This is a genomic window from Streptomyces sp. NBC_00385, assembly GCF_035917155.1.
Lineage (GTDB): Bacteria > Actinomycetota > Actinomycetes > Streptomycetales > Streptomycetaceae > Streptomyces > Streptomyces poriferorum.
In genome coordinates, this window is record NZ_CP107951.1 from 2,106,361 (window position 1) to 2,128,232 (window position 21,872).

At 71.2% G+C, this 21,872-nt stretch carries 19 protein-coding genes and 3 pseudogenes; 7 read left to right on the top strand and 15 right to left on the bottom strand.

The genetic code is table 11. The annotated features are described in order from the left end of the window. Positions 1-92: 92 nt before the first annotated feature. The 6 genes from OG959_RS09135 to OG959_RS09160 all read right to left on the bottom strand — a co-directional run bounded on the left by OG959_RS09135 (position 93) and on the right by OG959_RS09160 (position 6,816). A complete protein-coding gene (locus OG959_RS09135; protein ID WP_326657704.1) occupies positions 93-701 on the bottom strand; it encodes a TetR/AcrR family transcriptional regulator in 609 nt (202 codons plus the stop codon). Positions 702-704: 3 nt separating this feature from the next. Further along, positions 705-1,706: an agmatine deiminase family protein gene (locus OG959_RS09140; protein WP_326666297.1), complete on the bottom strand. Its 1,002-nt coding sequence runs from the start codon at positions 1,704-1,706 to the stop codon at positions 705-707. A 26-nt stretch (positions 1,707-1,732) separates the two neighbouring features. Then, positions 1,733-3,421 carry an urease subunit alpha gene (locus tag OG959_RS09145; protein WP_326657705.1) on the bottom strand — a complete coding sequence of 563 codons (1,689 nt, stop codon included), beginning with the start codon at positions 3,419-3,421 and terminating at the stop codon, positions 1,733-1,735. Further along, the gene (gene ureA, locus OG959_RS09150) at positions 3,418-4,098 is read right to left on the bottom strand and encodes an urease subunit gamma (RefSeq protein WP_326657706.1); all 681 of its coding nucleotides are present in this window, start codon (positions 4,096-4,098) and stop codon (positions 3,418-3,420) included. The genes OG959_RS09145 and ureA overlap by 4 nt, the downstream gene beginning before the upstream one ends. Before the next feature lie 347 nt (positions 4,099-4,445). Continuing rightward, positions 4,446-5,534: a branched-chain amino acid aminotransferase gene (locus OG959_RS09155; protein ID WP_326657707.1), complete on the bottom strand. Its 1,089-nt coding sequence runs from the start codon at positions 5,532-5,534 to the stop codon at positions 4,446-4,448. A gap of 241 nt (positions 5,535-5,775) precedes the next feature. Further along, positions 5,776-6,816 carry a 3-isopropylmalate dehydrogenase gene (locus OG959_RS09160; protein ID WP_326657708.1) on the bottom strand — a complete coding sequence of 347 codons (1,041 nt, stop codon included), beginning with the start codon at positions 6,814-6,816 and terminating at the stop codon, positions 5,776-5,778. Positions 6,817-6,946: 130 nt separating this feature from the next. Here OG959_RS09160 and OG959_RS09165 point away from each other — a divergent pair, with 130 nt between their 5' ends. After that, entirely contained in the window at positions 6,947-8,518 is a 1,572-nt protein-coding gene (locus OG959_RS09165; RefSeq protein ID WP_326657709.1) for a purple acid phosphatase family protein, read from the top strand. A gap of 61 nt (positions 8,519-8,579) precedes the next feature. On the opposite strand, the gene OG959_RS09170 is transcribed toward OG959_RS09165, so the two are convergent. After that, positions 8,580-8,711, bottom strand: a complete 132-nt coding sequence (locus OG959_RS09170) for a hypothetical protein (protein WP_261991728.1) — start codon at positions 8,709-8,711, stop codon at positions 8,580-8,582. Between the two features lie 259 nt (positions 8,712-8,970). Then, positions 8,971-9,201, bottom strand: a pseudogene (locus OG959_RS09175) (LysR substrate-binding domain-containing protein); the annotation flags it as partial. On the opposite strand from OG959_RS09175, the pseudogene OG959_RS09180 reads away from it, so the two are divergent. Together OG959_RS09180 and OG959_RS09185 are read left to right on the top strand one after the other, a co-directional pair. Further along, positions 9,201-9,406: pseudogene (locus OG959_RS09180) on the top strand (LysR family transcriptional regulator); the annotation flags it as partial. The pseudogenes OG959_RS09175 and OG959_RS09180 sit on opposite strands and share 1 nt — an antisense overlap. A gap of 360 nt (positions 9,407-9,766) precedes the next feature. Beyond that, a pseudogene (locus tag OG959_RS09185) lies at positions 9,767-10,285 on the top strand (zinc-binding dehydrogenase); the annotation flags it as partial. A 12-nt stretch (positions 10,286-10,297) separates the two neighbouring features. On the opposite strand, the gene OG959_RS09190 reads toward OG959_RS09185, so the two are convergent. Next, a complete protein-coding gene (locus OG959_RS09190; protein ID WP_326657711.1) occupies positions 10,298-10,855 on the bottom strand; it encodes a GNAT family N-acetyltransferase in 558 nt (185 codons plus the stop codon). A 100-nt stretch (positions 10,856-10,955) separates the two neighbouring features. On the opposite strand from OG959_RS09190, the gene OG959_RS09195 reads away from it, so the two are divergent. Genes OG959_RS09195 through OG959_RS09205 form a run of 3 tightly spaced genes read left to right on the top strand, consistent with a single transcriptional unit; the run spans position 10,956 to position 13,590 of the window. After that, positions 10,956-11,528, top strand: coding sequence for a CDP-alcohol phosphatidyltransferase family protein (locus OG959_RS09195; RefSeq protein ID WP_326657712.1), 573 nt, complete (start codon positions 10,956-10,958; stop codon positions 11,526-11,528). Next, entirely contained in the window at positions 11,525-12,388 is an 864-nt protein-coding gene (locus OG959_RS09200) for a phosphatidate cytidylyltransferase (protein ID WP_326657713.1), read from the top strand. The genes OG959_RS09195 and OG959_RS09200 overlap by 4 nt, the downstream gene beginning before the upstream one ends. Beyond that, the gene (locus OG959_RS09205; RefSeq protein WP_326657714.1) at positions 12,385-13,590 is read left to right on the top strand and encodes a lysophospholipid acyltransferase family protein; all 1,206 of its coding nucleotides are present in this window, start codon (positions 12,385-12,387) and stop codon (positions 13,588-13,590) included. The genes OG959_RS09200 and OG959_RS09205 overlap by 4 nt, the downstream gene beginning before the upstream one ends. Before the next feature lie 104 nt (positions 13,591-13,694). On the opposite strand, the gene pruA is transcribed toward OG959_RS09205, so the two are convergent. Beyond that, a complete protein-coding gene (gene pruA / locus OG959_RS09210; RefSeq protein WP_326657715.1) occupies positions 13,695-15,326 on the bottom strand; it encodes an L-glutamate gamma-semialdehyde dehydrogenase in 1,632 nt (543 codons plus the stop codon). A gap of 39 nt (positions 15,327-15,365) precedes the next feature. Further along, on the bottom strand, positions 15,366-16,292 hold the full coding sequence (locus OG959_RS09215; RefSeq protein ID WP_326657716.1) for a proline dehydrogenase family protein: 927 nt from the start codon (positions 16,290-16,292) through the stop codon (positions 15,366-15,368). Between the two features lie 189 nt (positions 16,293-16,481). Between OG959_RS09215 and OG959_RS09220 the strand changes: the two genes are divergently transcribed. Continuing rightward, positions 16,482-17,624 (top strand): PucR family transcriptional regulator, encoded by a 1,143-nt coding sequence (locus OG959_RS09220; protein ID WP_326657717.1) that lies wholly within the window; start codon positions 16,482-16,484, stop codon positions 17,622-17,624. A 40-nt stretch (positions 17,625-17,664) separates the two neighbouring features. On the opposite strand, the gene OG959_RS09225 is transcribed toward OG959_RS09220, so the two are convergent. The 4 genes from OG959_RS09225 to ilvN form a co-directional block, all read right to left on the bottom strand. Further along, positions 17,665-18,276, bottom strand: coding sequence for a TetR/AcrR family transcriptional regulator (locus OG959_RS09225; protein WP_326657718.1), 612 nt, complete (start codon positions 18,274-18,276; stop codon positions 17,665-17,667). 78 nt (positions 18,277-18,354) lie between these two features. Further along, positions 18,355-19,947 (bottom strand): phosphoglycerate dehydrogenase, encoded by a 1,593-nt coding sequence (serA, locus tag OG959_RS09230; protein WP_148020974.1) that lies wholly within the window; start codon positions 19,945-19,947, stop codon positions 18,355-18,357. A 274-nt stretch (positions 19,948-20,221) separates the two neighbouring features. Next, complete coding sequence (gene ilvC, locus OG959_RS09235; protein WP_326657719.1) at positions 20,222-21,223, bottom strand: ketol-acid reductoisomerase; 1,002 nt, start codon at positions 21,221-21,223, stop codon at positions 20,222-20,224. A 108-nt stretch (positions 21,224-21,331) separates the two neighbouring features. Further along, positions 21,332-21,859, bottom strand: a complete 528-nt coding sequence (ilvN, locus tag OG959_RS09240; protein ID WP_148020972.1) for an acetolactate synthase small subunit — start codon at positions 21,857-21,859, stop codon at positions 21,332-21,334. Between the last annotated feature and the right edge of the window lie 13 nt (positions 21,860-21,872).

Sequence of the window (21,872 nt, forward strand, 5' to 3'; positions counted from 1 at the left end):
GCCACCGTGCCCGAACTGCGGGAAGTCCAACAAGGGTGCAGGGCGCAACGATCGCGCGTACTTACGTACGTTGCGTTCACGCGTGGGTGACGTCAGCCGGCCACGGTCAGCGACTCCTCGATGAACTCCCCCACACGCTCCAGCACTTGGTCCCGCCCGGTGCCGGGAAGACCGACCGCCACATGGACGCTGAAGCCGTCCAGCAGAGCGCGCAGCCGGGTCGCGTAGCGCTCGGCGTCGACCCGGCGGAACTCGCCGCGCGAGCCGCCCTCGGCGAGAAGCGCCACCAGGTCGCGGTGCCAGGCACCCTCGATCGCGGCCTGCCGGGCGCGGGCGGTGTCGTCGGCGTCGCGCGAGCGGTTCCAGACCTCCAGCCAGAGCGTCCAGTGCGGGTCGCGGTGGCCGGCGGGGAGGTAGAGGGCGATGTACGCGTCGAGACGTTCACGGACCGTGCCGGGCCGGGACAGCAGGCTGCGCCGCTCGGCCCCGAGCCGGTTCTCGCTCCATTCCAGCGTCTGGAGCAGCAGCTCGTCCTTGGTGCGGAAGTAGTAGAGGAGGTGGCCGCTGCTCATGCCGACCTCGCGGCCGAGCCCTGCCATCGTGAGGCCGTCGAGGCCGCGAGCGGCGACGGTGGCCATGACTGCGGCGAGCACGTCCTCGCGGGGCGGGGCGGTGTTGCGGCTGCGCGGGGTGGTGGGCACGGTTCAGACCTTGGGCTGTTGCTGGGTGATGCAGTGGATGCCGCCGCCCCCGGCGAAGATCGCGCGGGCGTCGACGAGTGTCACCGTACGGGTGGGGAAGAGGCGGCGGAAGATCCCGGCCGCGAGCTCGTCGCGCGGGTCGCCGAAGGCGCACAGGACGACGCCGCCGTTGCAGAGGTAGTGGTTGATGTAGGAGTAGTCGACCCACTCCCCGCCGGCCCGAAGCACGGTGGGCGCCAGGACCTCCACGACCTCCAGCGGACGTCCCTTCGCGTCGGTGGCGGCGCGCAGGATGCGGACGGTCTCCCGGGTGATCTCGTGGTCGGGGTGGGCCGGGTCCGGCTGGACGTGGGCGACGACGGTGCCGGGGCGGGCGAACGCGGCGACGATGTCGACATGGCCGAGCGTGCCGTACGTGCCGTAGTCGCCGGACAGGCCGCGGGGCAGCCAGATCGCCTTCCGGGTGCCGAGGCGCGCGTGGACCTCGGCCTCGACGTCCGCGCGGCTCCAGCCGGGGTTGCGTTCCTTGCCGAGCTGGACGGTCTCCGTGAGCAGGACGGTGCCCTCGCCGTCGACGTGGACCGCGCCGCCCTCGTTGACGAGCGGTGAGCCGTGCACGGGGACGCCGGCGAGCTCGGCGACGGAACGGGCGATGTGCCGGTCGCGCTCCCAGCGGGCCCAGCCCTGGGCGCCCCAGCCGTTGAACGTCCAGTCGACGGCTGCCAGTTCGTTTCCGTCGGTGACGAAGGTGGGGCCGATGTCACGCATCCAGGCATCGTCGAGCGGGCGCACCGCGAGCTCGATGTCCGGGCCGAGCAGGGCGCGGGCACCGTCCTCCTGGCCGGGGCCGACGACCATCGTCACGGGTTCGAAGCGGCGGACGGCGTGGGCGACGGCGGCCCAGGCGCTGCGGGCCTCGTCGAGTTCGGCGTCGGAGGCGAAGGTGGGGTTGGGGCCGGGCCAGGCCATCCAGGTGCGTTCGTGCGGGGCCCATTCGGGCGGCATGCGGAAGGTCACGGGAGCGCGGGTCCTTACAGGAAGTAGAGCCGGTTGAGGGAGACCGAGTCGGCGGGTCCGGAGCTGAGCGGGTCACCGTCCAGGGTGACGAGACCGCTGTGTCCGTCCACGTCGACCGTGCCGGTACGGGAGTTGAGGCGCAGGTCGGCGGGGCCGATTCCGCGTGTGCCCCGGACGCCGACACGTCGTCTGCGGGTCGGCATGGCGTCCGCGCCCAGCTGGGTGGCGGCCTGCGAGACGAAGGCGACGGAGAGATCGGCTGCGGTCGCCCCGTAGGCGCCGAACTGCGGTCCCAGGACGAGGGGTTCACAGGTGTCGGTAGCGGCGTTGGGGTCGCCGGTGACGCCGTAGGCGGGGAAGCCCGACTTCAGGACGAGCTGCGGCTTCGCGCCGAAGAACTCGGGCCGCCACAGCACGATGTCGGCGAGCTTCCCGGTCTCGATGGAGCCGATCTCGTGCGCGAGGCCGTGGGCGATGGCCGGGTTGATGGTGAGCTTGGCCATGTAGCGCAGCACCCGGGCGTTGTCGTCGCCCGGCCCGTCGCCGTCCATCGGGCCGAGTTCGGCCTTCATCTTCCCGGCCATGGCGAAGGTGCGGCGGACGGTCTCACCGGCCCGTCCCATGCCCTGCGCGTCGGACGAGGTGATCCCGATGGCCCCGAGGTCGTGCAGCACGTCCTCGGCACCCATCGTGCCGGCCCTGATCCGGTCCCGGGCCATGGCGGCGTCGCCCGGCAGGTCCGTCTTCAGGTCGTGGACGGAGACGATCATCCCGTAGTGCTCGGCGACCGCGTCCCGGCCGAAGGGGAGCGTGGGGTTGGTGGAGGAGCCGATGACGTTCGGCACCCCGGCCATCTTGAGGACGTTCGGGACGTGGCCGCCGCCGCAGCCCTCGATGTGGAAGGCGTGGATGGTGCGCCCCTCCAGGACGCGCAGGGTGTCCTCGACGGACAGGCACTCGTTCAGCCCGTCACTGTGCAGGGCCACCTGGACGTCGTACTCCTCGGCGACGCGCAGCGCGGTGTCCAGGGCGCGGGTGTGGGCGCCCATGTCCTCGTGGACCTTGAAGCCGCAGGCCCCGCCCTCGGCGAGCGCCTCGACGAGCGGCGCCTCGTGGGAGGAGGAACCGCGGCCCAGGAAGCCGATGTTGACCGGCCAGGCGTCGAAGGCGTTGAAGGCGTGGCGCAGGGCCCACGGCGAGTTGACGCCGACGCCCCAGACCGGACCGAACTCCTGGCCGATGACCGTGGTCACGCCGGAGGCGAGCGAGGCCTCCATGATGCGCGGCGAGAGCAGGTGGACATGGGTGTCGACGGCGCCGGCCGTGGCGATCATGCCCTCGCCGGACACGATGGACGTGCCCGTGCCGACGACGACGTCCACCCCGTCGAGGGTGTCCGGGTTCCCGGCCCTGCCGATCGCGGAGATCCGGCCCTCGCGGATACCGACCGACACCTTCCGGATGCCCAGCACGGCGTCGATGACCAGCACGTTGCTGATCACCACGTCGCAGGTCTCCCGGACGGCGGCGGCCTTGAGGTGGAGGCCGTCGCGGGCGGTCTTGCCGAATCCGGCGAGGAACTCGTCGCCCGGCTTCTGGGCGTCCGACTCGACCCGGACGGTCAGCCCGGAGTCGCCGAGCCTGACCCGGTCACCGGCGCGCGGGCCGTGTACGGCGGCGTACTCGTACGGGTCGATGCTCATCGCGCCGCCCCCAGGTATCCGCAGGCTGCCGCGCGCCGCAGCGCCTCCTCGCGCGCGCCGGGCGCGTCGAGCGGTCCGTCGACCAGTCCGGCGAACCCGATCGCGACGCGGTCGCCGCCGATGGGCACCAGGCCCGCCTCCGCCGATTCACCGGGCCCGAAGCGGACGGAGGAGCCCGCGGGCACGCAGAGCCGCATCCCGTACGCCTGCGCCCGGTCGAATTCGAGCCGCGGGTTGGCCTCGAAGAAGTGGAAGTGCGAGGTCACGGAGACCGGGACGGTCGCGGTGTTGCGGACGGTCAGCCGCACCGCGGGCTCCGGTTCCGGCGTGGCGGGTCCGGGGACCACGGCTCCGGGCGCCTCGTCCCCGAGGCCCTCACCCAGGGGCCGGGAGACCACGGCGAGCCGCGATCCGTCGTCGAAGACGGCCTCCACATGGACTTCGGTGACGACGTCGGCGACCCCGGGCAGCACGTCGTCCGGGCCCAGTACGCTGCGGGCGGCCTCGATCGCCTCGGCGAGCCGGCGTCCGTCGCGGGCGGCCTCGCAGACGGTGTCCGCGATCAGGGCGGTGGCCTCGGGGACGTTCAGCTTCAGACCGCGGGCCCGGCGGGCGCGGGCCAGCTCGGCGGCGCCGAACAGCAGCAGCCGGTCGCGCTCGGTCGGGGTCAGTCGCATGGCGGGGCACCTCATGGTCGAGCGGTGTTTGAGCAGCACTCTAACCACGCAGCAAAAAGAGAGGAACCCCTTTCCGCAGTCAAGTTTGAGTGACGCTCTAAAGATGACGCGCAAAAAAGGACCGCGCCCGGCGGACGCGGCCCTTCTGTTTGCGGCGCTGTGTGACTAAGGGCTGTCCCGCAATTCCTGGTGGATCAGCGCGCGGCGTCAGATGCGGTGCATCGCAAGGCGGAGAGGCGCCCGCATACTGGATGTATTCGGGTGTTTCGACAACGCGGCGAGGTGCCGTAGCTGTCGTCGTGCGCCCGCCAGGAATTGCGGGACAGCCCTTAGCCGAGGCTGTGTGACTAGCCGAGCGGGTGCATCCAGCCGTGGGCGTCCTCGGCTGTGCCGCGCTGGATGTCCAGCAGGCGCTCGCGCAGCCGCAGGGTGACCGGGCCCGGCGTGCCGTCGCCCTGGGTCCACTCGCCGCCCGCGCTCTTCACGACGCCGACGGGCGTGATGACGGCGGCGGTGCCGCAGGCGAAGACCTCGGTGAGGGTGCCGTTCGCGGTGTCGTCGCGCCACTGGTCGATGGAGACGCGGCTCTCCTCGGGCTCGTAGCCGAGGTCCCCGGCGAGCTTGAGCAGCGAGTCACGCGTGATGCCCGCGAGCAGGGAGCCGGTCAGGGCGGGGGTGACGATCTTGTTCCCGTACACGAAGTACAGGTTCATACCGCCGAGCTCCTCGACCCACTTGTGCTCGACGGCGTCGAGGTAGGCGACCTGGTCGCAGCCCTTGGCGGCGGCCTCGGCCTGGGCCAGGAGGGACGCGGCGTAGTTGCCGCCGGTCTTGGCGTCGCCCATGCCGCCGGGGACGGCGCGCACGCGGTCCTCGGAGAGCCAGATGGAGACGGGCTTCACCCCGCCGGGGAAGTACGCGCCGGCCGGCGAGGCGATGACCAGGAAGAGGTACTCGTTGGACGGGCGGACCCCGAGCCCGACCTCCGTCGCGATCATGAAGGGCCGCAGGTACAGCGACTCCTCGCCGCCGTGCTCCGGAACCCAGGCCGCGTCCTGCCGGACGAGCGCGTCGCAGGCCGCGACGAACGTCTCGACGGGCAGCTCCGGCATGGCCAGCCGGTTCGCGGAGCGCTGGAAGCGCTCCGCGTTGGCCTCGGGGCGGAAGGTGGCGACCGTACCGTCGGGCTGGCGGTAGGCCTTGAGCCCCTCGAAGATCTCCTGGCCGTAGTGCAGCGTCATGTTGGCGGGGTCGATCGACAGCGGCGCGTACGGGACGAGCTGGGCGTCGTGCCAGCCGCGGCCTTCGGTCCACTTGATCGTCACCATGTGGTCGGTGAAGTAGCGGCCGAATCCGGGCTTGACCAGGATCGCCTCGCGCTCCGCGTCGGACAGCGGGTTCGAGGAGGGCTTGAGCTCGATCGTGGGCGTCGTCATGAGTGCGTGTCCTTCACCGGTTTGTGTGTGTAGGACCACGCCCACGCCAGCTCCTGCCGGACAGGTGCTAGGACGTCCGAGCTTCGCGGCAGGCCACGGTCCCGTTCGATTATCTCTCGCGGGAGGCCGTGCACGAAATGACGTGAATGCGGTCCAGGGTTCGATGGTGACACCCGGGGCCGCACAGGAGAAGCCGCCGGGTGCGTGTGCGACCCGGCGGCTTCGTAAAGGAGTCGTCGGATCAGCCCGCTACGCGTACCGCGAGCGCGTCGCCGATCTCGTCGGTCGTGCGGGTGGTCCCGTCGCGCTCCGCGAGGTCGGCGGAGACGGCTTCCTCGATGCGCACGGCCTGGGCCTCGTAGCCGAGGTGGCGCAGCAGGAGGGCGACGGAGAGGATCGTGGCGGTCGGGTCGGCCTTGCCCTGGCCCGCGATGTCGGGGGCAGAACCGTGAACCGGCTCGAACATCGACGGGAAGGCACCCGTCGGGTTGATGTTGCCGGAGGCGGCCAGGCCGATACCGCCGGAGACGGCCGCGGCGAGGTCGGTGAGGATGTCACCGAAGAGGTTGTCGGTGACGATGACGTCGAAGCGCTCCGGCTGGGTGACGAAGAAGATCGTCGCGGCGTCGACGTGCAGGTAGTCGGTGGTGACCTGGGGGTACTCGGCCGCCACCTTGTCGAAGGTGTTCTTCCACAGGTGGCCCGCGTAGACGAGGACGTTGTTCTTGTGGACCAGCGTCAGCTTCTTGCGCGGCCGGGCGGCTGCGCGCTCGAAGGCGTCACGGACGACGCGCTCGACACCGAAGGCGGTGTTGAGGCTGACCTCGGTGGCGACCTCGTGCTCCGTACCGGTGCGCAGCGAACCGCCATTGCCGGTGTACGGGCCCTCGGTGCCCTCGCGGACGACGACGAAGTCGATGTCCGGACGGCCGGCCAGCGGGGTGTCGGTGTTCGGGAACAGCTTCGACGGCCGCAGGTTGATGTAGTGGTCGAAGGCGAAGCGCAGCTTCAGCAGCAGCCCGCGCTCCAGCACGCCGGAGGGCACGGACGGGTCGCCGATCGCACCGAGCAGGATGGCGTCGTGGCCCTTGAGGGCCTCCAGCTCCGCGTCCGGGAGGGTTTCACCGGTGCGGTGCCAGCGCTGGGCGCCGAGGTCGTACTGCTTGGTCTCCAGCTTCACATCCTGCGGGAGAACAGCGTTGAGGACCTTGAGTCCCTGGGCCACGACCTCCTGGCCGATGCCGTCACCAGGGATCACTGCGAGATTGATGCTGGGTGCCATGTCCGGCACGATACTGCGCGTCCCACCCCATGACATGTCACGTCCACTATACGGACACATGGGCAGCTGTACGTGTACCGTTCACCTACTCGACGGAATGCCGTCAGCGGGCGGGTGGAGGTTGGCGCCCATGGACATCCCCCGCTTCGGCATCCCCGAGAAGCTCGCCGACCGCATGAGCATGGCCGAGCAGCACGACTACCTCCGCACCCGGCTGACGCGACGCGGTGTGCTGCGTACGGGTGTGGCGACCGCGGCCGTGGCCGGCGCGGGCCTCGGCACCTCACTCGCCTCCTCCCCCGCGTACGCGGCACCGTCGGTGATCACCTCGCACAGCTCCACCCGGGTGGACGGTTCGCTGGTCGCACCGTTCGGCCGGCACCTGGCCTACGGCGCATACCCGAAGACGCGGATGACGGTCTCCTGGCAGGTCCCGTTCGCGGTGCGCCGCCCGTACATCCGGATCGGCCTCAAGCCGTGGGCGCTGAGCCGGAAGATCGACGCCGAGGTGCGCCACCTCACCACGCCGCTGCTGAATGACGGCAGGATCGCGGCCGCCGAGCAGTTCTACGTACACGCGGCCCTGGAGCGGCTCAAGCCCGGCACGACGTACTACTACGGCGTCGGCCACGACGGCTTCGACCCGGCCGACCCCCGCAACCTGGGCACGCTCGGCACCTTCACCACGGCGCCCTCGCACGCAGCGAAGTTCACCTTCACCGCCTTCGGCGACCAGGGCGTCAGCTACCACGCGCTCGGCAACGACCAGCTCATCCTGGGCCAGAACCCGGCCTTCCACCTGCACGCGGGCGACATCTGCTACGCCGACCCGTCGGGCTCCGGCCAGACGAGCGACACGTACGACGCGCGCACCTGGGACCAGTTCCTGGCCCAGACCGAGACGGTCTCGAAGACCGTGCCGTGGATGGTGACGACCGGCAACCACGACATGGAGGCCTGGTACTCGCCGGACGGCTACGGCGGGCAGAACGCCCGCTGGACCCTGCCGGACAACGGCCCGGACCCGGTGAACCAGCCCGGCGCGTACTCCTTCGTGCACGGCAACGTGGGCGTGATCGCGCTCGACGCCAACGACGTCTCGTACGAGATCCCCGCCAACTTCGGCATCAGCGCCGGCAAGCAGTCCCGCTGGCTGGACCGGCGGCTGGGCGAACTGCGGGCCCGCCACGACATCGACTTCCTGGTGGTCTTCTTCCACCACTGCGCCTTCTCCACGACGAACGCGCACGCCTCGGACGGAGGGGTGCGCGAGGCCTGGGTGCCGCTCTTCGAGAAGCACCAGGTGGACCTGGTCATCAACGGGCACAACCACGTCTACGAGCGCACCGACGCGATCCTGAAGAACGCGGTCCAGCGCAAGGTCCCGATCGGCGAACGCACCGACCCGACGCGGGACGGCATCGTGTACGTCACCGCGGGCGGCGCGGGCAAGGCGCTGTACGACTTCCCCGTGCCCGACAGCTATGAGGGCCATGTCGCGGACCGGGACAGCGTGGACACGTACCACGTGGCCAAGGGCGGCGGAAAGGCCGTCGAGACCGTGGAGTGGTCGCGGGTGCGTTACACCGGCTTCTCGTTCCTCGCGGTGGAGGTGGAGACCGGGCGCGACGCACGGATGAAGGTCACCGCGCTCGCCGAGTCGGGCGAGCGCATCGACCACTTCGAGATCAGCCGCGGCTGACAGGCCGGCAGTTCCGGGACCGGTCGCGGCTGAGTGCCGCCGGCTGGAGAACGGCTCCGGTTCAGTGACCGGTGGAGCCGCCGTTGTCCCTGCGGTCCAGCGCGCGCTGCAGGGCGGCGGCGGCATTCTGCCGCTCCGACTCGGTCGGGCGGTGGGTGTGACGGACGCGGCGGCGGACAGTGGTCTCGGCCATGGTGGATCGACTCCTTGAGATCGCGAGGATTTCGAGATCGAAAAATCGTGAACGTGATGTCGAGATCAGGGATTTCGAGGTGCCGGAAGGGGCGGGGAGCAGGCGCCGCAGGGGTTGCCTGCTTCGGGGCGCGCGCTCACGACCGCCAGTCGCTTGATCTAGCGAGACGTTCGGCTTCTACAAAGCTAAGGCAGCCGTGCCGGTCTGTCTCCACAATTACTCGGACTTCCTACTATCTGAGACGGAGGTTTACGCCGCCTCACCCCCCGCTCACTCTCAGCTCCCCGATGAGGGCCCGGACGGCGAGCGATCGTCCCAGCTCAGGGGTGGTGACGTGGCCCACTGAACGCGTCGGCCGCTCCGGCCCGAGAGCGGTGATCGCCACGGTGTCCGGTGCTCCTTCCAGGGACAGTTCGGGCATGATCGCCATGCCCGGACCACGGGCCACCATCGAGAGCACCGCTCCGTCGTCCTCGGCCTCCACCGTGCCTGGACGGCCGTGCGGATCTGGGGATCGCGACGATCGGCGGGAGTTCCCCCGTACCGAAGGAACTGGTCGGGGGAGTGCTGCGGGAAGAGGCGTAGGCCCTGGTGCACCCGGCCGGGCATCCGGCGCCGCGGACGCTCCCGCTGCTCGACTGGGCGGAGAGCTGCACCTCGGACACCCGGCGTGGTGGGCCGCCCAGGACTGGATTTTCCCGGCGAAACCTCACGGCGGTCCCCCGTCCCACTTCCCGGACCACCCGCACCCTCGGCTCGATCCCCGGGCAGCGGTCCCGGAGCCGTTCCAGGGCGGGCGGCAGCAGACGCAGCGCGGCGCCGCGGAAGGCCGCGATCCGCAGCGGGCCCGGCCGGCACTCCTTCTCCCCCGGGTCCGGCCGTCGCCGCTCGCGCCTCGGAGCCCCTGACCTCCAGCAGCCCGCAGCACGCGCCGGGCGTGCGCGACGGTGCTCGCACCCGCGGCGGTGGGCCGGGCGCCCTTCCGGCCGCGGTCGAAGAGGACCGCCCCGATCCTGCCGTCGCTGGTCCGGATCGCGTGGGAGACGGCCGCCTGCGCCGGACGGATCGTCGGCAGCGCGGGCTCGGCCGCCAAGGTCGCCCGGCTGACCGGTGAACTCGGTTTCGACGCGGCCTTCGACTACCACGACGGGCCCGTCGGCGAACTCCTGGCGAAGGCCGCCCCGGACGGCATCGACGCCGCCGTCGACCACGTGGGCGGCGACCATCTGGAGGCCGCGATCTCGGCGCTCCGCGACCACGGCCGGATCACCTGGGTCGACGCCATCGCCCAGTACCACTCCGTCACCCGGCCGCCCGCCGCCCCGCGCAACCTCTTCGACGTGGTGGGGAAGAGCCTGCGCCTCGAAGGCGTACGGGTCCGCAACCACGCGGACGCGCAGGGCGAGTTGGCGGCTCTCCTCGTCCCGCATCCGCGGAGCGGCCGGATCACCCCCGACGTGACGGTCGTCGACGGCTTCGAGCGGACCGTGGACGGCTTCCTGGGAATGCTGCGCGGCGAGAACACCGGCAAGATGCCGATCCGTACCGGCGCGGAGAGCCCGTCCGGCCGCTGAGGACGCGGAACCTCACAGCACGTCCCCGTCCCGCCAGTCGAAGACCAGCACCTCGGCGGCGGGCGCCCCGCCCGACGGAACCGCGGCACCTCCGACCCCCCGGACGTACGTGCTGCCCTCCTCCTCCGCCAGCCGCTCCACCCCCTGCGGCCCCTGCACCGCGATCCGCCCCGGCCACACCGTCCAGCCGCGTCCGGCGTACAGGGCGGCTCCGGCGGCCGACGCGGACAGGGCCCCGAAGGCGTACGCCCCGTCGACGACCTCTTCCAGCGCGGCCATGACCTGCCCGCCGAGCCCCTCCCGCCGCCGGCCGGCGCGGACGGCGACGCCCTCGACGTAACCGACCCGGCGGGAGCGGCCCGCGTGGACCACCCGCCGCTGCACGACGCTGCCGTGCGCGAGCAGCCCGCTCGCATCGCGCACGCGGACGTGGATGCCGCCGAGCGTGTGGTCCCAGTCGTCCTCGCTGAACGCGCCCGCGAACGCCGTGTCCAGGAAGGCGTGGATCTCGTCGAGGGCGGCCGGGGCCAGCCGGCAGGTGTGCGCGGTGTGCAGGGTCGGGTCGGTCATGCTCCCCAGCCTCCCAGGCACCACCCCCACCAGGTACTCAGCCGGCAGGTGAGTACCCGGACCGTGTCGAAAGACTGTGCGGCGGACAAGAGTTGGTCCCATGAACGGCCTCTACGCTCTCAAGCCCTGGTACGCGGACCGGCTCTCCGGTCTCCGCGCCTCGCTGGTCCGCCGTGAGGTGTCGCCCGACACCCTCACCGCCGCCGGCGTCGTCGCCGCGGCCGGCGGCGCAGCCGCGCTCGCCTGGCTGCCCACCGGAATCGCCGCGCTTCCGGTCGCCGTACTGCTCGCGGCCCGGCTCGCCTTCGCCAACCTGGACGGGGCACTGGCTCGGGACACGGGCCGCACGACCCGGCGCGGCGCGGTGCTCAACGAGCTCGGCGACCGTGTCGCGGACCTGGTCGTCCTGGCGGGTTTCCTGGCGCTCGCCCCGCTGTGGCTGGTGGCCGTCGCCGCGCTCGCGGCGACGCTGCCGTCCTGGGTGTCGCTGGCCGGAGCGGCGGCCGGGGCTCCCCGGCGCAACGGCGGGCCGGTCGGCAAGACCGAGCGCTGCCTGCTGGTCGTGGTCGCCGCGGCGAGCGGCTGGACCGTACCGGTGCTGATCGTGATCGCCGTCGGCTCGCTGCTCACGGCGGCGCTCCGGCTGGCCGGGCTGTGGAAGGAACTGGCATGAGCGCCGTACTGATCGCCGAGGAGGCGGCCGCCCGGGCGGTGCCGCTGGTCGCGGGTGTGCTGGGGGCGGGCGGGGTCGCGGTCGCGGTCCTTCCCTCGAAGGTGCGGATGCGGGCCGAACTCCGCAGGCGCTGGCGGACCTGGGCGCTGGTCGCGCCCGTCTTCCTGGGGGCGTACTTCCTGGGCGGCGGCGGTACGTACGCGCTGGCCGCGGGGCTCGGGGTGATCGCGGCGAGCGAGTTCGTCCGGATGGCGGGGCTGAAGCGCGGCGACCATGTGGTGCTGGCGGCCGCCGCGGTCGTCCTCCCGGCGCTGGCCTGGCTGGCTCCGGACCTCCTGGACCTGCGGATGGCGGCGCTCCTGCTGGTCGCGGCGGCGCTGCCGTCCGTCCTGGCCGGGGACGACCGCTCGGGCTTCACCCGCACCGCCAGGACCGCGTTCGGGCTGCTGTGGATCCCCGTCGCGCTCACCGGTCTGGTGACGCTCGGCGAGACGGCCGTGGCGGTCGGCCTCGCGGTGGCGCTGGGCGATGTCGGCGCCTGGTGCGGCGGTACGGCGCTGGGCCGGCGCGGCCCGCTCGCCCGGCCGCTGTCGCCGCTCTCCCCCAACAAGACCTGGGCGGGCGTGCTGGGCGCGGCCGTCGCGACGGCCGGACTCCTGCTCGTGCTCGGCGAGTTCAGTCTCCCCCTGTGGGCGGCGGTGATCGGCGGCTGTGTGCTCGGCGATCTGATCGAGTCCATGGTCAAGCGCGAGTCGGGGGTCAAGGACGCGGGCAGCTGGCTGCCCGGCTTCGGCGGCCTGCTCGACCGGATCGACTCCCTGCTGGTGGCCCTTCTCCTGGCGACGGTGATGACGCGATGAGTACGCTCCTGAACATCCCGGCCCGAGCCGTGCTCCCGCGCCGCTCCCGTCTCGGCGCCGCACTCCGGCGCGGACTGTGGTGGGGCGTGCTCAGCCTCACCGGCGGGGTCGAACGGCGTGGCCGGCTGCCGCGCGGCGGCTGTGTGGTGGTCGCCAACCACTCCTCGCACGCGGACACCGCGGCCCTCCTCGCGGCGCTCGACGCCCGGCACAGCCCGGCGATCGGGGCGGCGGCCGACTACTGGTTCGCCTCCCCCTGGCGGCGGCGGATCTGCCGCAGGCTGGCGTCCGGCTTCCCCGTGCGGCGGGGCGGCGGCGGTATGGAGGACCTGCTCACGATGGCCGGTGAGCTGCGGGCGGGCCGCGCGGTCGTGCTGTTCCCCGAGGGCACCCGGGCCCAGGACGGCGCACTGGGCTCCTTCCACCGGGGCGCGCTGGTCCTGGCCGAGGAGGCGGGGGTCCCGGTGGTTCCGGTAGGGATCGCGGGCACGGACCGGCTGCTGCCCAAGCACGGGCGGCTGCGTTCGGCGCTGGTCCGGGTGACCATCGGTGAGCCGCTGCCGTCGGCCGTGTCCCCGGAGGAGGCTCGCGACGCGGTGGTGGCGCTGCACGCGCGTACGGTCGCCGAACCGTTGAAGGACTCAGCGACGCGACGGCGGATCGCAGCGGTCGTCACTTCGCGCTGGGGTGTGCCGCTGGCGTTCTGCTGGGCGTTCGCGGAGGCGCTGAGCTGGCCGCTGATGCCGGAGCTGCTGCTGGGCGCGGTGTGCGTGGCGGTGCCGCGCGCGGCCCTGAGGATGTCCCTGGGCGCGCTGGCCGGCAGCCTGGCGGGCGGCCTGCTGGCACTGCACCTGGCTTCGGCGGGCGTCCACGTGCCCGCCCCCCTGACGACGGACCGGATGCGCGCCGAGGTCCGGCACGAGCTGGCGGTCGAGGGCGCGTCCGCGGTGCGTCACCAGCCGTGGAACGGCATCCCGTTCAAGGTGTACGGCGCCGAGGCGGGCCGCGCCGACGTGCCCGCGCTCGACTGGCTCGCCGCGTCGGCGGCGGCCCGGGGCTCCCGCACCCTGACGGTGGGCCTCGCCTTCGCGGGCTTCGGCCTCCTGCTGCGCCGCCACCGCCGCCAGTACGGCCGCTACCTGGCGCTGCTGGGCGGCGGGTTCGCGGCGGGGCTGTCGCTGATCGTGCACGGGTGGGGCTGAACCGGAAGCGGGGGAAATGGAAACCGCCTCCCGGCCGGCAGGGGAACCGGTCGGGAGGCGGAGTGCGTGGCGGGGCGCCGGGAGGGCGGCGCCCCGCAGGTATGTCAGCCCTGGTGGGGGTAGGTGTACTCGGTCGGCGGGACCAGCGTCTCCTTGATGGCCCGGGTCAGGGTCCAGCGCTGGAGGTTCTGCGGGGCGCCCGCCTTGTCGTTCGTACCCGAGGCACGGCCGCCGCCGAAGGGCTGCTGGCCGACGACGGCGCCGGTCGACTTGTCGTTGATGTAGAAGTTGCCCGCGGCGTACCGCAGCTTCTCCATCGTGTACGCGGCCGCGGCGCGGTCGTTCGCGATGACGGCACCGGTCAGGGCGTAGTCGGAGACCGACTCCATCTGCTCCAGCATCTCGTCGAACTTGTCGTCCTCGTAGACGTGGACCGCGAGGATCGGGCCGAAGTACTCGGTCGTGAAGACCTCGTTCGAGGGGTCGCTGCACTCGATGACGGTCGGGCGGACGAAGTAGCCCACCGAGTCGTCGTACGTGCCGCCCGCGATGATCGTGCACGCCGGGTCGGCCGCGGCGCGGTCGATGGCGGCCTTGTTCTTCGCGAACGAGCGGTCGTCGATGACGGCGCCCATGAAGTGCGACAGGTCGGTGACGTCGCCCATGGTGATGGAGTCGACCTCGGCCGCGAACTTCTCCTTGAAACCGGAGTTCCAGATGGAGGCCGGGACGTAGGCGCGCGAGGACGCCGAGCACTTCTGGCCCTGGTACTCGAAGGAGCCGCGGGTCAGCGCGGTCTTCAGGACGGCGTGGTCGGCCGACGGGTGGGCTACGACGAAGTCCTTGCCGCCGGTCTCGCCGACGAGCCGCGGGTAGGTGCGGTAGTTGGCGATGTTGTTGCCGACCGTCTTCCACAGGTGCTGGAAGGTGGGGGTCGAGCCGGTGAAGTGGATACCGGCCAGGTCACGGTGGTTCAGGGCCACCTCGGAGACGGCGATGCCGTCGCCGGTCACCAGGTTGATGACGCCCTTGGGCAGACCGGCCTCCTCCAGGAGCTGCATCAGCAGCACGGCGGCGTGGGTCTGCGTCGGGGACGGCTTCCAGACCACCACGTTGCCCATGAGGGCCGGGGCGGTGGGCAGGTTGGCCGCGATGGCCGAGAAGTTGAACGGCGTGATCGCGTAGACGAAGCCCTCCAGCGGGCGGTGGTCCATGCGGTTCCACACGCCGGCGGAGTTCGCCGGGGGCTGCTCGGCCAGGATCTGGCGCGCGTAGTGCACGTTGAAGCGCCAGAAGTCGACGAGCTCACAGGGGCAGTCGATCTCGGCCTGCTGGGCGGTCTTGCCCTGGCCCAGCATCGTGGAGGCGGCCAGCGTCTCGCGCCAGGGGCCGGAGAGCAGCTCGGCGGCGCGCAGGATGATGGCGGCGCGGTCGTCGAAGGCCATCGCGCGCCAGGCCGGGGCGGCGGCGAGCGCGGCGTCGATCGCGTCCTGCGCGTCCTGCTCGGTGGCGCCGGCGAAGGTGCCGATGACGGCCTTGTGGTTGTGGGGCTGGACGACGTCGAAGCGCTCGCCGCCACCCATCCGCTTCTCGCCGCCGATGGTCATCGGCAGGTCGATCGGGTTCTGGCTGAGCTCCTTGAGCTTCGCCTCCAGCCGGGCGCGCTCGGGGGAGCCCGGGGCGTAGGAGTGGACCGGCTCGTTGACCGGCGCGGGGACCTGGGTGACAGCGTCCATGGTGTCCGTGCTCCTTCAGTAAGAGAGGGGGTGGGGGGCTCAGCCCTTGGTGAGGATGGAGCGGCCGAAGAACAGCAGGTTGGCCGGCTTCTCCGCGAGGCGGCGCATGAAGTAGCCGTACCAGTCGGTGCCGTACGCGGTGTAGACACGCATGCGGTGGCCCTCGGCCGCGAGCCGGATGTGCTCGTCGCTGCGGATGCCGTACAGCATCTGGAACTCGTACTCGTCGAGCTTGCGCCCGGCCTTGCGGCCCAGTTCCTGGGCGATGGCGATCAGGCGGGGGTCGTGGGACCCGATCATCGGGTAGCCCTCGCCCTCCATCAGCGTCCTGAGGATGCGGACGTACGCCTTGTCGATCTCGGCCTTGTCCTGGTACGCGACCGAGGCGGGCTCCTTGTAGGCGCCCTTGACGATGCGCACGCGGCTGCCTGCGGCGGCCAGCCGGCGGGCGTCGTCCTCGGTACGGAAGAGGTAGGCCTGGATGACGCACCCGGTCTGCGGGAAGTCCTTCCGCAGCTCCTCGTGGATGGCGAACATCGAGTCGAGGGTGGTGTGGTCCTCGGCGTCCAGGGTGACCGTGGTGCCGATCGCGGCGGCGGCCTCGACGACCGGGCGGACGTTGGCGAGGGCCAGCTCATGGCCCCCGTCCAGCGCCTGGCCGAACATGGAGAGCTTGACGGACATCTCCGCCTTCGTGCCCAGGCCGAGCTTCTCCAGGCGGCCGATGAGCTCCAGGTAGGCGTCGCGCGCGGCGGCGGCCTGCTCGGGGGTGGTGATGTCCTCGCCGACCACGTCGAGCGTGACTTCGAGGCCCTTGTCGGCGGCGTCCTCGATGATCGGGACGACCTGCGCGACCGTCTCACCGGCGATGAACCGGTCGACGACCTGCTTCGTGCCCGGCGCTGCCGAGATGAAACGGCGCATCTTGTCGCTGCGTGACGCGGCGAGAATCACGGGACCCAGCACGGGGCACCTCCACGGAAAGTACGAACGAAGGCCGAACCGCCGCAAGTGCCCGATAGGGAACAGAAGCGGTACAGCACGGAGAACCACCGTGAAATCTAAGGATCCCTCCGATCCTGTGCCATCGACAGCTGTCACGCATCCGTGCCCTGGATCTCAGACATATGTCTGAAGGGGTGCGAGAATGGCCGGGTGAAGGGCGATTACCAGGAGCTGGTCGACGAGATCTCCGCGCTGCTCGGCGTCCCCGCGACGCTGGAGAACCGGGATTTCGGACTGGTCGCCTTCGGGGCCCACGACAGCGACGACGACACGGCGATGGACCCGGTCCGTACCCGCTCGATCCTGACCCGCCGCTCGACCCCGGCGGTCCGCGCCTGGTTCGAGAACTTCGGCATCACCCGCGCCACCGGCCCCGTCCGCATCCCGGCCGCCCCGGAGGCCGGTGTCTACCGGGGCCGGATCTGCCTTCCCGTACGCCATCGGGGTGTCGTGCTCGGTTACGTATGGCTGCTGGACGCCGACCCCGGGCCGACCGACCAGCAGCTCGACGCGGCGATGGACGTGGCGGCCCGGATCGGTGCGCTGCTCTCCGACGAGGCGCGGGCGGGCACCGATCTGTCCCGGGAGTTCGGGGCTGTCCTCACGGCGGGGCGCGGCTGGCAGCGCGACATGGCGGTGGCCGCGCTCGCCGAGGCGCTCGGGCCGGACGCGGAGGGGCTGCACACCGTGGTGTGCGTGACCCCGTGGCCGGACGACCCGCCGTCGGTGCGTACGGTGCCGTCGGCCGCGGCCCTGTCCGGCGCGCCTTCCCCGGGCGGTGCGGGAGGCCCGGCCCTGGCCGCGTTGGTCCGGCTGCGGTCGCACGACGTCCTGGACCCGGCCCTCACCGCCGCCGACCGGCTGCGCACCACGGCGGGGGCCGACGCCACCGCGGGGATCGCGGTCCCTCGCCGCGGCCTGGCGGAGCTGGCGGACGCCTGGCACGAGGCATCGGCCGCGGCCCGGGCGGCAGCGGCGGAGAAACGGTTCGGCCCGGTCGCCGAGTGGTCGGCCATCGGCCCGTACCGCCTACTGACCGCGCTCACCACGGACGCCGTGGCGGACCACACGGTCCGCCCACTGCTCGCCCCGCCGCACCGGGACCTCGCGCGTACCGCCGAGGTGTTCCTCGACTGCGCGGGACAGGCCTCCCGGACCGCGGCCGAACTGGGCATCCACCGGCAGACGCTGTACTACCGCCTCTCCCGGGTCCAGCAGCTCACCGGCCTGGATCTGAACGACGGCGAGGACCGGCTGCTGCTGCACATGGCGTTGAAGGCCGCCCGGCTCTGAGCCCGGCTCAGCCACGCCCGGAACGATCCGGACGAGAGCTCTACGGGGAATCCTCCTGGGCCGTGGCGCGCTCCCGGCCCGCCAGCACCGCGATCAGTCCGTCCGTCAGATCCTGCGCCGACGGCGCCGAGTCGCGGTCCATCATCCACTGGACCATGACCCCGGCGAGCAGCGCCTGACAGAACAGTCCGGCCACCCGCGCCTTCTCAGGTTCGGTCTCCGGGTCGATACCCAGCATGTTCTCCGCGAGCCCGTTCCGGCCCTCGCGCTGCGGGCCGGCCAGGGCCTTCTGCAGTTCGGGGTCGGTGTCGATCCTGGAGATGACCTCCATCTGGAGCTGCCAGACCGACCGGGTCTGCTCGTAGCTGCCGATCACCCGCTCCCAGGTTTCGCGGAACTGGTCGAGTGGGGCCCGGGGGCCGTCGTCGCCGTCGCCGGCCCTCTCGGGTTCATCGGTCAGCACATCGCCCCACTCCTCCGTCACCTTGATGAAGGCGAGGTTGAGCAGAGCCTCCTTGGAGCCGTAGTGGTAGCCGATGGACGCCAGGTTCGTACCGGAGGCGGCCACGATGTCGCGTGCCGTCGTCCGGGCGTACCCCTTCTCCAGCAGGCAGCGCTTCGCGCCTTCGAGCAGATCCTCACGATGTCCCATGACAGCAGCGTACCCGGCATGCAGACGAACGTGTAAGACGCACGTCTAGATGCCGGGTACGGAGACTGCGGGAAGGACTCAGTCGGTCAGGTTCACCGAACGGGCCGAGGCCGCGCCGATCTCGGCCGAGATCTCGGTCAGCACCGACGCCGGGACGTCGTCGTCGACGGTGAGGACGACCAGCGCCTCGCCGCCCACGTCGGCCCGGGACACCTGCATGCCCGCGATGTTCAGCCCGGCCTCGCCGAGGATCTTGCCGACCGCGCCGACGACGCCGGGACGGTCCTGGTACCGCAGCACGACCATGTGGTCGGCCAGCGCCAGGTCCACGTCGTGCTCGCCGATCGCGACGATCTTCTGGAGGTGCTTGGGACCGGCCAGCGTGCCGGACACCGCGACCTCCTGACCGTCGGCCAGCGTGCCGCGGACCGTGACCACGTTGCGGTGGTCGGGCGACTCGGAGCTGGTGGTGAGGCGGACCTCGACACCGCGCTCCTGCGCGAACAGCGGGGCGTTGACGTACGACACGGTCTCGTCGACGACGTCCTCGAAGACACCCTTGAGCGCGGAGAGCTCCAGCACCTTCACGTCGTGCTGGGTGATCTCGCCGTACACCTCGACGTCGAGGCGGGCCGCGACCTCGCCCGCGAGCGCGGTGAAGATCCGGCCGAGCTTCTCGGCGAGCGGCAGGCCGGGACGGACGTCCTCGGCGATGACGCCGCCCTGGACGTTGACCGCGTCCGGCACGAGCTCACCGGCGAGGGCGAGGCGCACCGACTTGGCGACCGCGATACCGGCCTTCTCCTGGGCCTCGTCCGTGGACGCGCCGAGGTGCGGGGTGCAGACGACCTGGTCGAACTGGAACAGCGGGGAGTCCGTGCAGGGCTCCTTGGTGTACACGTCGAGACCGGCGCCGGCGACGCGGCCCTCCTTGAGGGCGGAGGCGAGCGCCTCCTCGTCGACGATGCCGCCGCGCGCGGCGTTGACGATGCGCACCGAGGGCTTCACCTTGTGCAGCGCCTCGTCACCGATCAGGCCGAGCGTCTCCGGGGTCTTGGGGAGGTGCACGGTGATGAAGTCGGAGACCTCCAGCAGCTCGTCCAGTGAGAGGAGCTTGACGCCCATCTGCGCGGCACGCGCGGGCTGGACGTAGGGGTCGTACGCGACGATCTTCATGCCGAAGGCCGACATGCGCTGGGCGACCAGGACACCGATGCGGCCGAGGCCGACGACACCGAGGGTCTTCTCGCTCAGCTCGACGCCGGTGTACTTGGAGCGCTTCCACTCGCCGTTCTTGAGCGCGGTGTTGGCCTGGGGGATGTTGCGCGCCGTGGCGACCAGCAGACCGCAGGCGAGCTCGGCGGCGGTGACGATGTTGGAGGTCGGTGCGTTCACGACCATCACGCCGGCCTTGGTGGCCGAGGAGACGTCGACGTTGTCCAGACCGACGCCCGCGCGGGCGACGACCTTCAGCTTCTTCGCGGCGGCGATGGCCTCGGCGTCGACCTTGGTGGCGGAGCGCACCAGGATGGCGTCGACATCGGCGATCGCGGGGAGGAGCTCGGCGCGGTCCGCGCCGTTGCAGTGCCGGATCTCGAAGTCCGGTCCCAGGGCGTCCACCGTGGCGGGCGACAGCTCTTCAGCGATGAGTACGACAGGTTTCGAGCTCACGTGAGTCCTCACAGATCCAGTGCGGACGGCCGTCCCGACGGCCGCAGGCGGTGGAGGGGCTTGCCGCGTGGAAGACGCACGACACTGTGGGCCTGACGCGTGTATGTGTGGAGAAGTGTAGTCATGCGCGAGGACGCATACTGCGCCCCGTTGGAAGGATCACCCACAAGAGGCTGGACGACTTGTACACACGTACGACGCCGCCTCTTCCAGCGGGTGAAACAGGGCGGATGCCTGAGGGGCGGGTCCGGGACCCGCCCCTCAGGTATCGGTACTACTTGTCGTCGTCGTTGACCCAGCTCATGAGCTTGCGGAGCTCACGGCCGGTGGTCTCCAGCAGGTGGTCGCTGTCGGCCTTCTTGTACTCGTTGTACTTGGGCAGACCGTTGTGGTACTCGGCCATCCAGGCGTTGGCGAAGGTGCCGTCCTGGATCTCGGTGAGGACCTTCTTCATCTCGGCCTTGGTGGCGTCCGTGATGATGCGCGGGCCGGTGACGTAGTCGCCCCACTCGGCGGTCTCCGAGATGGACCAGCGCATCTTCTCCAGGCCGCCCTCGTACATGAGGTCCACGATGAGCTTCAGCTCGTGGAGGCACTCGAAGTACGCGATCTCCGGCTGGTAGCCGGCCTCGGTCAGGGTCTCGAAACCGGCCTTGACCAGGGCGGCGGTGCCACCGCAGAGGACGGCCTGCTCACCGAACAGGTCGGTCTCGGTCTCCTCGGTGAAGGTCGTCTTGATGACGCCGGCGCGGGTGCCGCCGATGCCCTTGGCGTACGAGAGGGCGAGCTCCAGGCCCTTGCCCGTGGCGTCCTGCTCGACGGCCACGATGCAGGGAACGCCGCGACCCTCCTCGTACTGGCGGCGGACCAGGTGGCCCGGGCCCTTGGGGGCGACCATGCAGACGTCGACGCCGGCCGGCGGCTTGATGAAGCCGAAGCGGATGTTCAGGCCGTGGCCGAAGAACAGCGCGTCGCCGTCCTTGAGGTTGTCCTTGACGGACTCCTCGTAGACCTGGGCCTGGATCGGGTCCGGAACCAGGATCATGATGACGTCGGCCTCGGCGGCGGCCTCGGACGGGGTCACCACACGCAGACCCTGCTCCTCGGCCTTGGCCTTGGACTTGGAGCCCTCGTGCAGACCGACACGGACGTCGACACCCGAGTCGCGCAGCGACAGCGCGTGGGCGTGGCCCTGGCTACCGTAACCAAGGACCGCGACCTTGCGGCCCTGGATGATGGACAGGTCGGCATCGGCGTCGTAGAACAGCTCGGCCACTGGGTCTTCTCCTTGGTGTGCAGGTGTTGCGTCCCACCGTACGGCGGGGTGCGTCAGTTACGTTTTCGGGTCTCGCCATACGAGCGGCGCGGCGTGACCCGGAATGATTTACGCCGTGCGGTCGAGGGCGCGCAGTGACCGGTCGGTGATCGAGCGCGCGCCGCGCCCTATGGCGATGGTGCCGGACTGGACGAGCTCCTTGATGCCGTACTGCTCCAGCATCTTGAGCATCGCCTCCAGCTTGTCGGCGCCGCCGGTGGCCTCGATCGTGACGGCCTCCGGGGAGACGTCCACGGTCTTGGCGCGGAACAGCTGGACGATCTCGACGATCTGGGAGCGGGTCTCGCTGTCGGCGCGGACCTTCACCAGGACGAGCTCACGCTGGATCGCAGCGGCCGGCTCGAGTTCGACGATCTTCAGGACGTTGACCAGCTTGTTGAGCTGCTTGGTCACCTGCTCCAGGGGCAGGTCCTCGACGTTCACGACGATGGTGATGCGTGAGATGTCGGGGTGTTCGGTGGTACCGACCGCGAGCGAGTCGATGTTGAAGCCGCGGCGGGAGAACAGGGCGGTGATCCGGGCGAGGACACCGGGCTTGTTCTCGACCAGGACGGAGAGCGTGTGCTTGGTGGACATGGAAGTCGGTCTC

What these genes read in the sequence shown, in the direction of transcription:
- OG959_RS09145 (WP_326657705.1), bottom strand. Translation starts at nt 3,421, where the DNA reads ATGAGCATCGACCCGTACGAGTACGCCGCCGTACACGGCCCGCGCGCC.
- OG959_RS09140 (WP_326666297.1), bottom strand. Translation starts at nt 1,706, where the DNA reads ATGCCGCCCGAATGGGCCCCGCACGAACGCACCTGGATGGCCTGGCCC.
- OG959_RS09205 (WP_326657714.1), top strand. Translation starts at nt 12,385, where the DNA reads ATGAGTACGCTCCTGAACATCCCGGCCCGAGCCGTGCTCCCGCGCCGC.
- OG959_RS09170 (WP_261991728.1), bottom strand. Translation starts at nt 8,711, where the DNA reads ATGGCCGAGACCACTGTCCGCCGCCGCGTCCGTCACACCCACCGCCCG.
- OG959_RS09190 (WP_326657711.1), bottom strand. Translation starts at nt 10,855, where the DNA reads ATGACCGACCCGACCCTGCACACCGCGCACACCTGCCGGCTGGCCCCG.
- ilvN (WP_148020972.1), bottom strand. Translation starts at nt 21,859, where the DNA reads ATGTCCACCAAGCACACGCTCTCCGTCCTGGTCGAGAACAAGCCCGGT.
- pruA (WP_326657715.1), bottom strand. Translation starts at nt 15,326, where the DNA reads ATGGACGCTGTCACCCAGGTCCCCGCGCCGGTCAACGAGCCGGTCCAC.
- OG959_RS09155 (WP_326657707.1), bottom strand. Translation starts at nt 5,534, where the DNA reads ATGACGACGCCCACGATCGAGCTCAAGCCCTCCTCGAACCCGCTGTCC.
- ureA (WP_326657706.1), bottom strand. Translation starts at nt 4,098, where the DNA reads ATGCGACTGACCCCGACCGAGCGCGACCGGCTGCTGCTGTTCGGCGCC.
- OG959_RS09200 (WP_326657713.1), top strand. Translation starts at nt 11,525, where the DNA reads ATGAGCGCCGTACTGATCGCCGAGGAGGCGGCCGCCCGGGCGGTGCCG.
- OG959_RS09195 (WP_326657712.1), top strand. Translation starts at nt 10,956, where the DNA reads ATGAACGGCCTCTACGCTCTCAAGCCCTGGTACGCGGACCGGCTCTCC.
- OG959_RS09225 (WP_326657718.1), bottom strand. Translation starts at nt 18,276, where the DNA reads ATGGGACATCGTGAGGATCTGCTCGAAGGCGCGAAGCGCTGCCTGCTG.
- OG959_RS09160 (WP_326657708.1), bottom strand. Translation starts at nt 6,816, where the DNA reads ATGGCACCCAGCATCAATCTCGCAGTGATCCCTGGTGACGGCATCGGC.
- OG959_RS09165 (WP_326657709.1), top strand. Translation starts at nt 6,947, where the DNA reads ATGGACATCCCCCGCTTCGGCATCCCCGAGAAGCTCGCCGACCGCATG.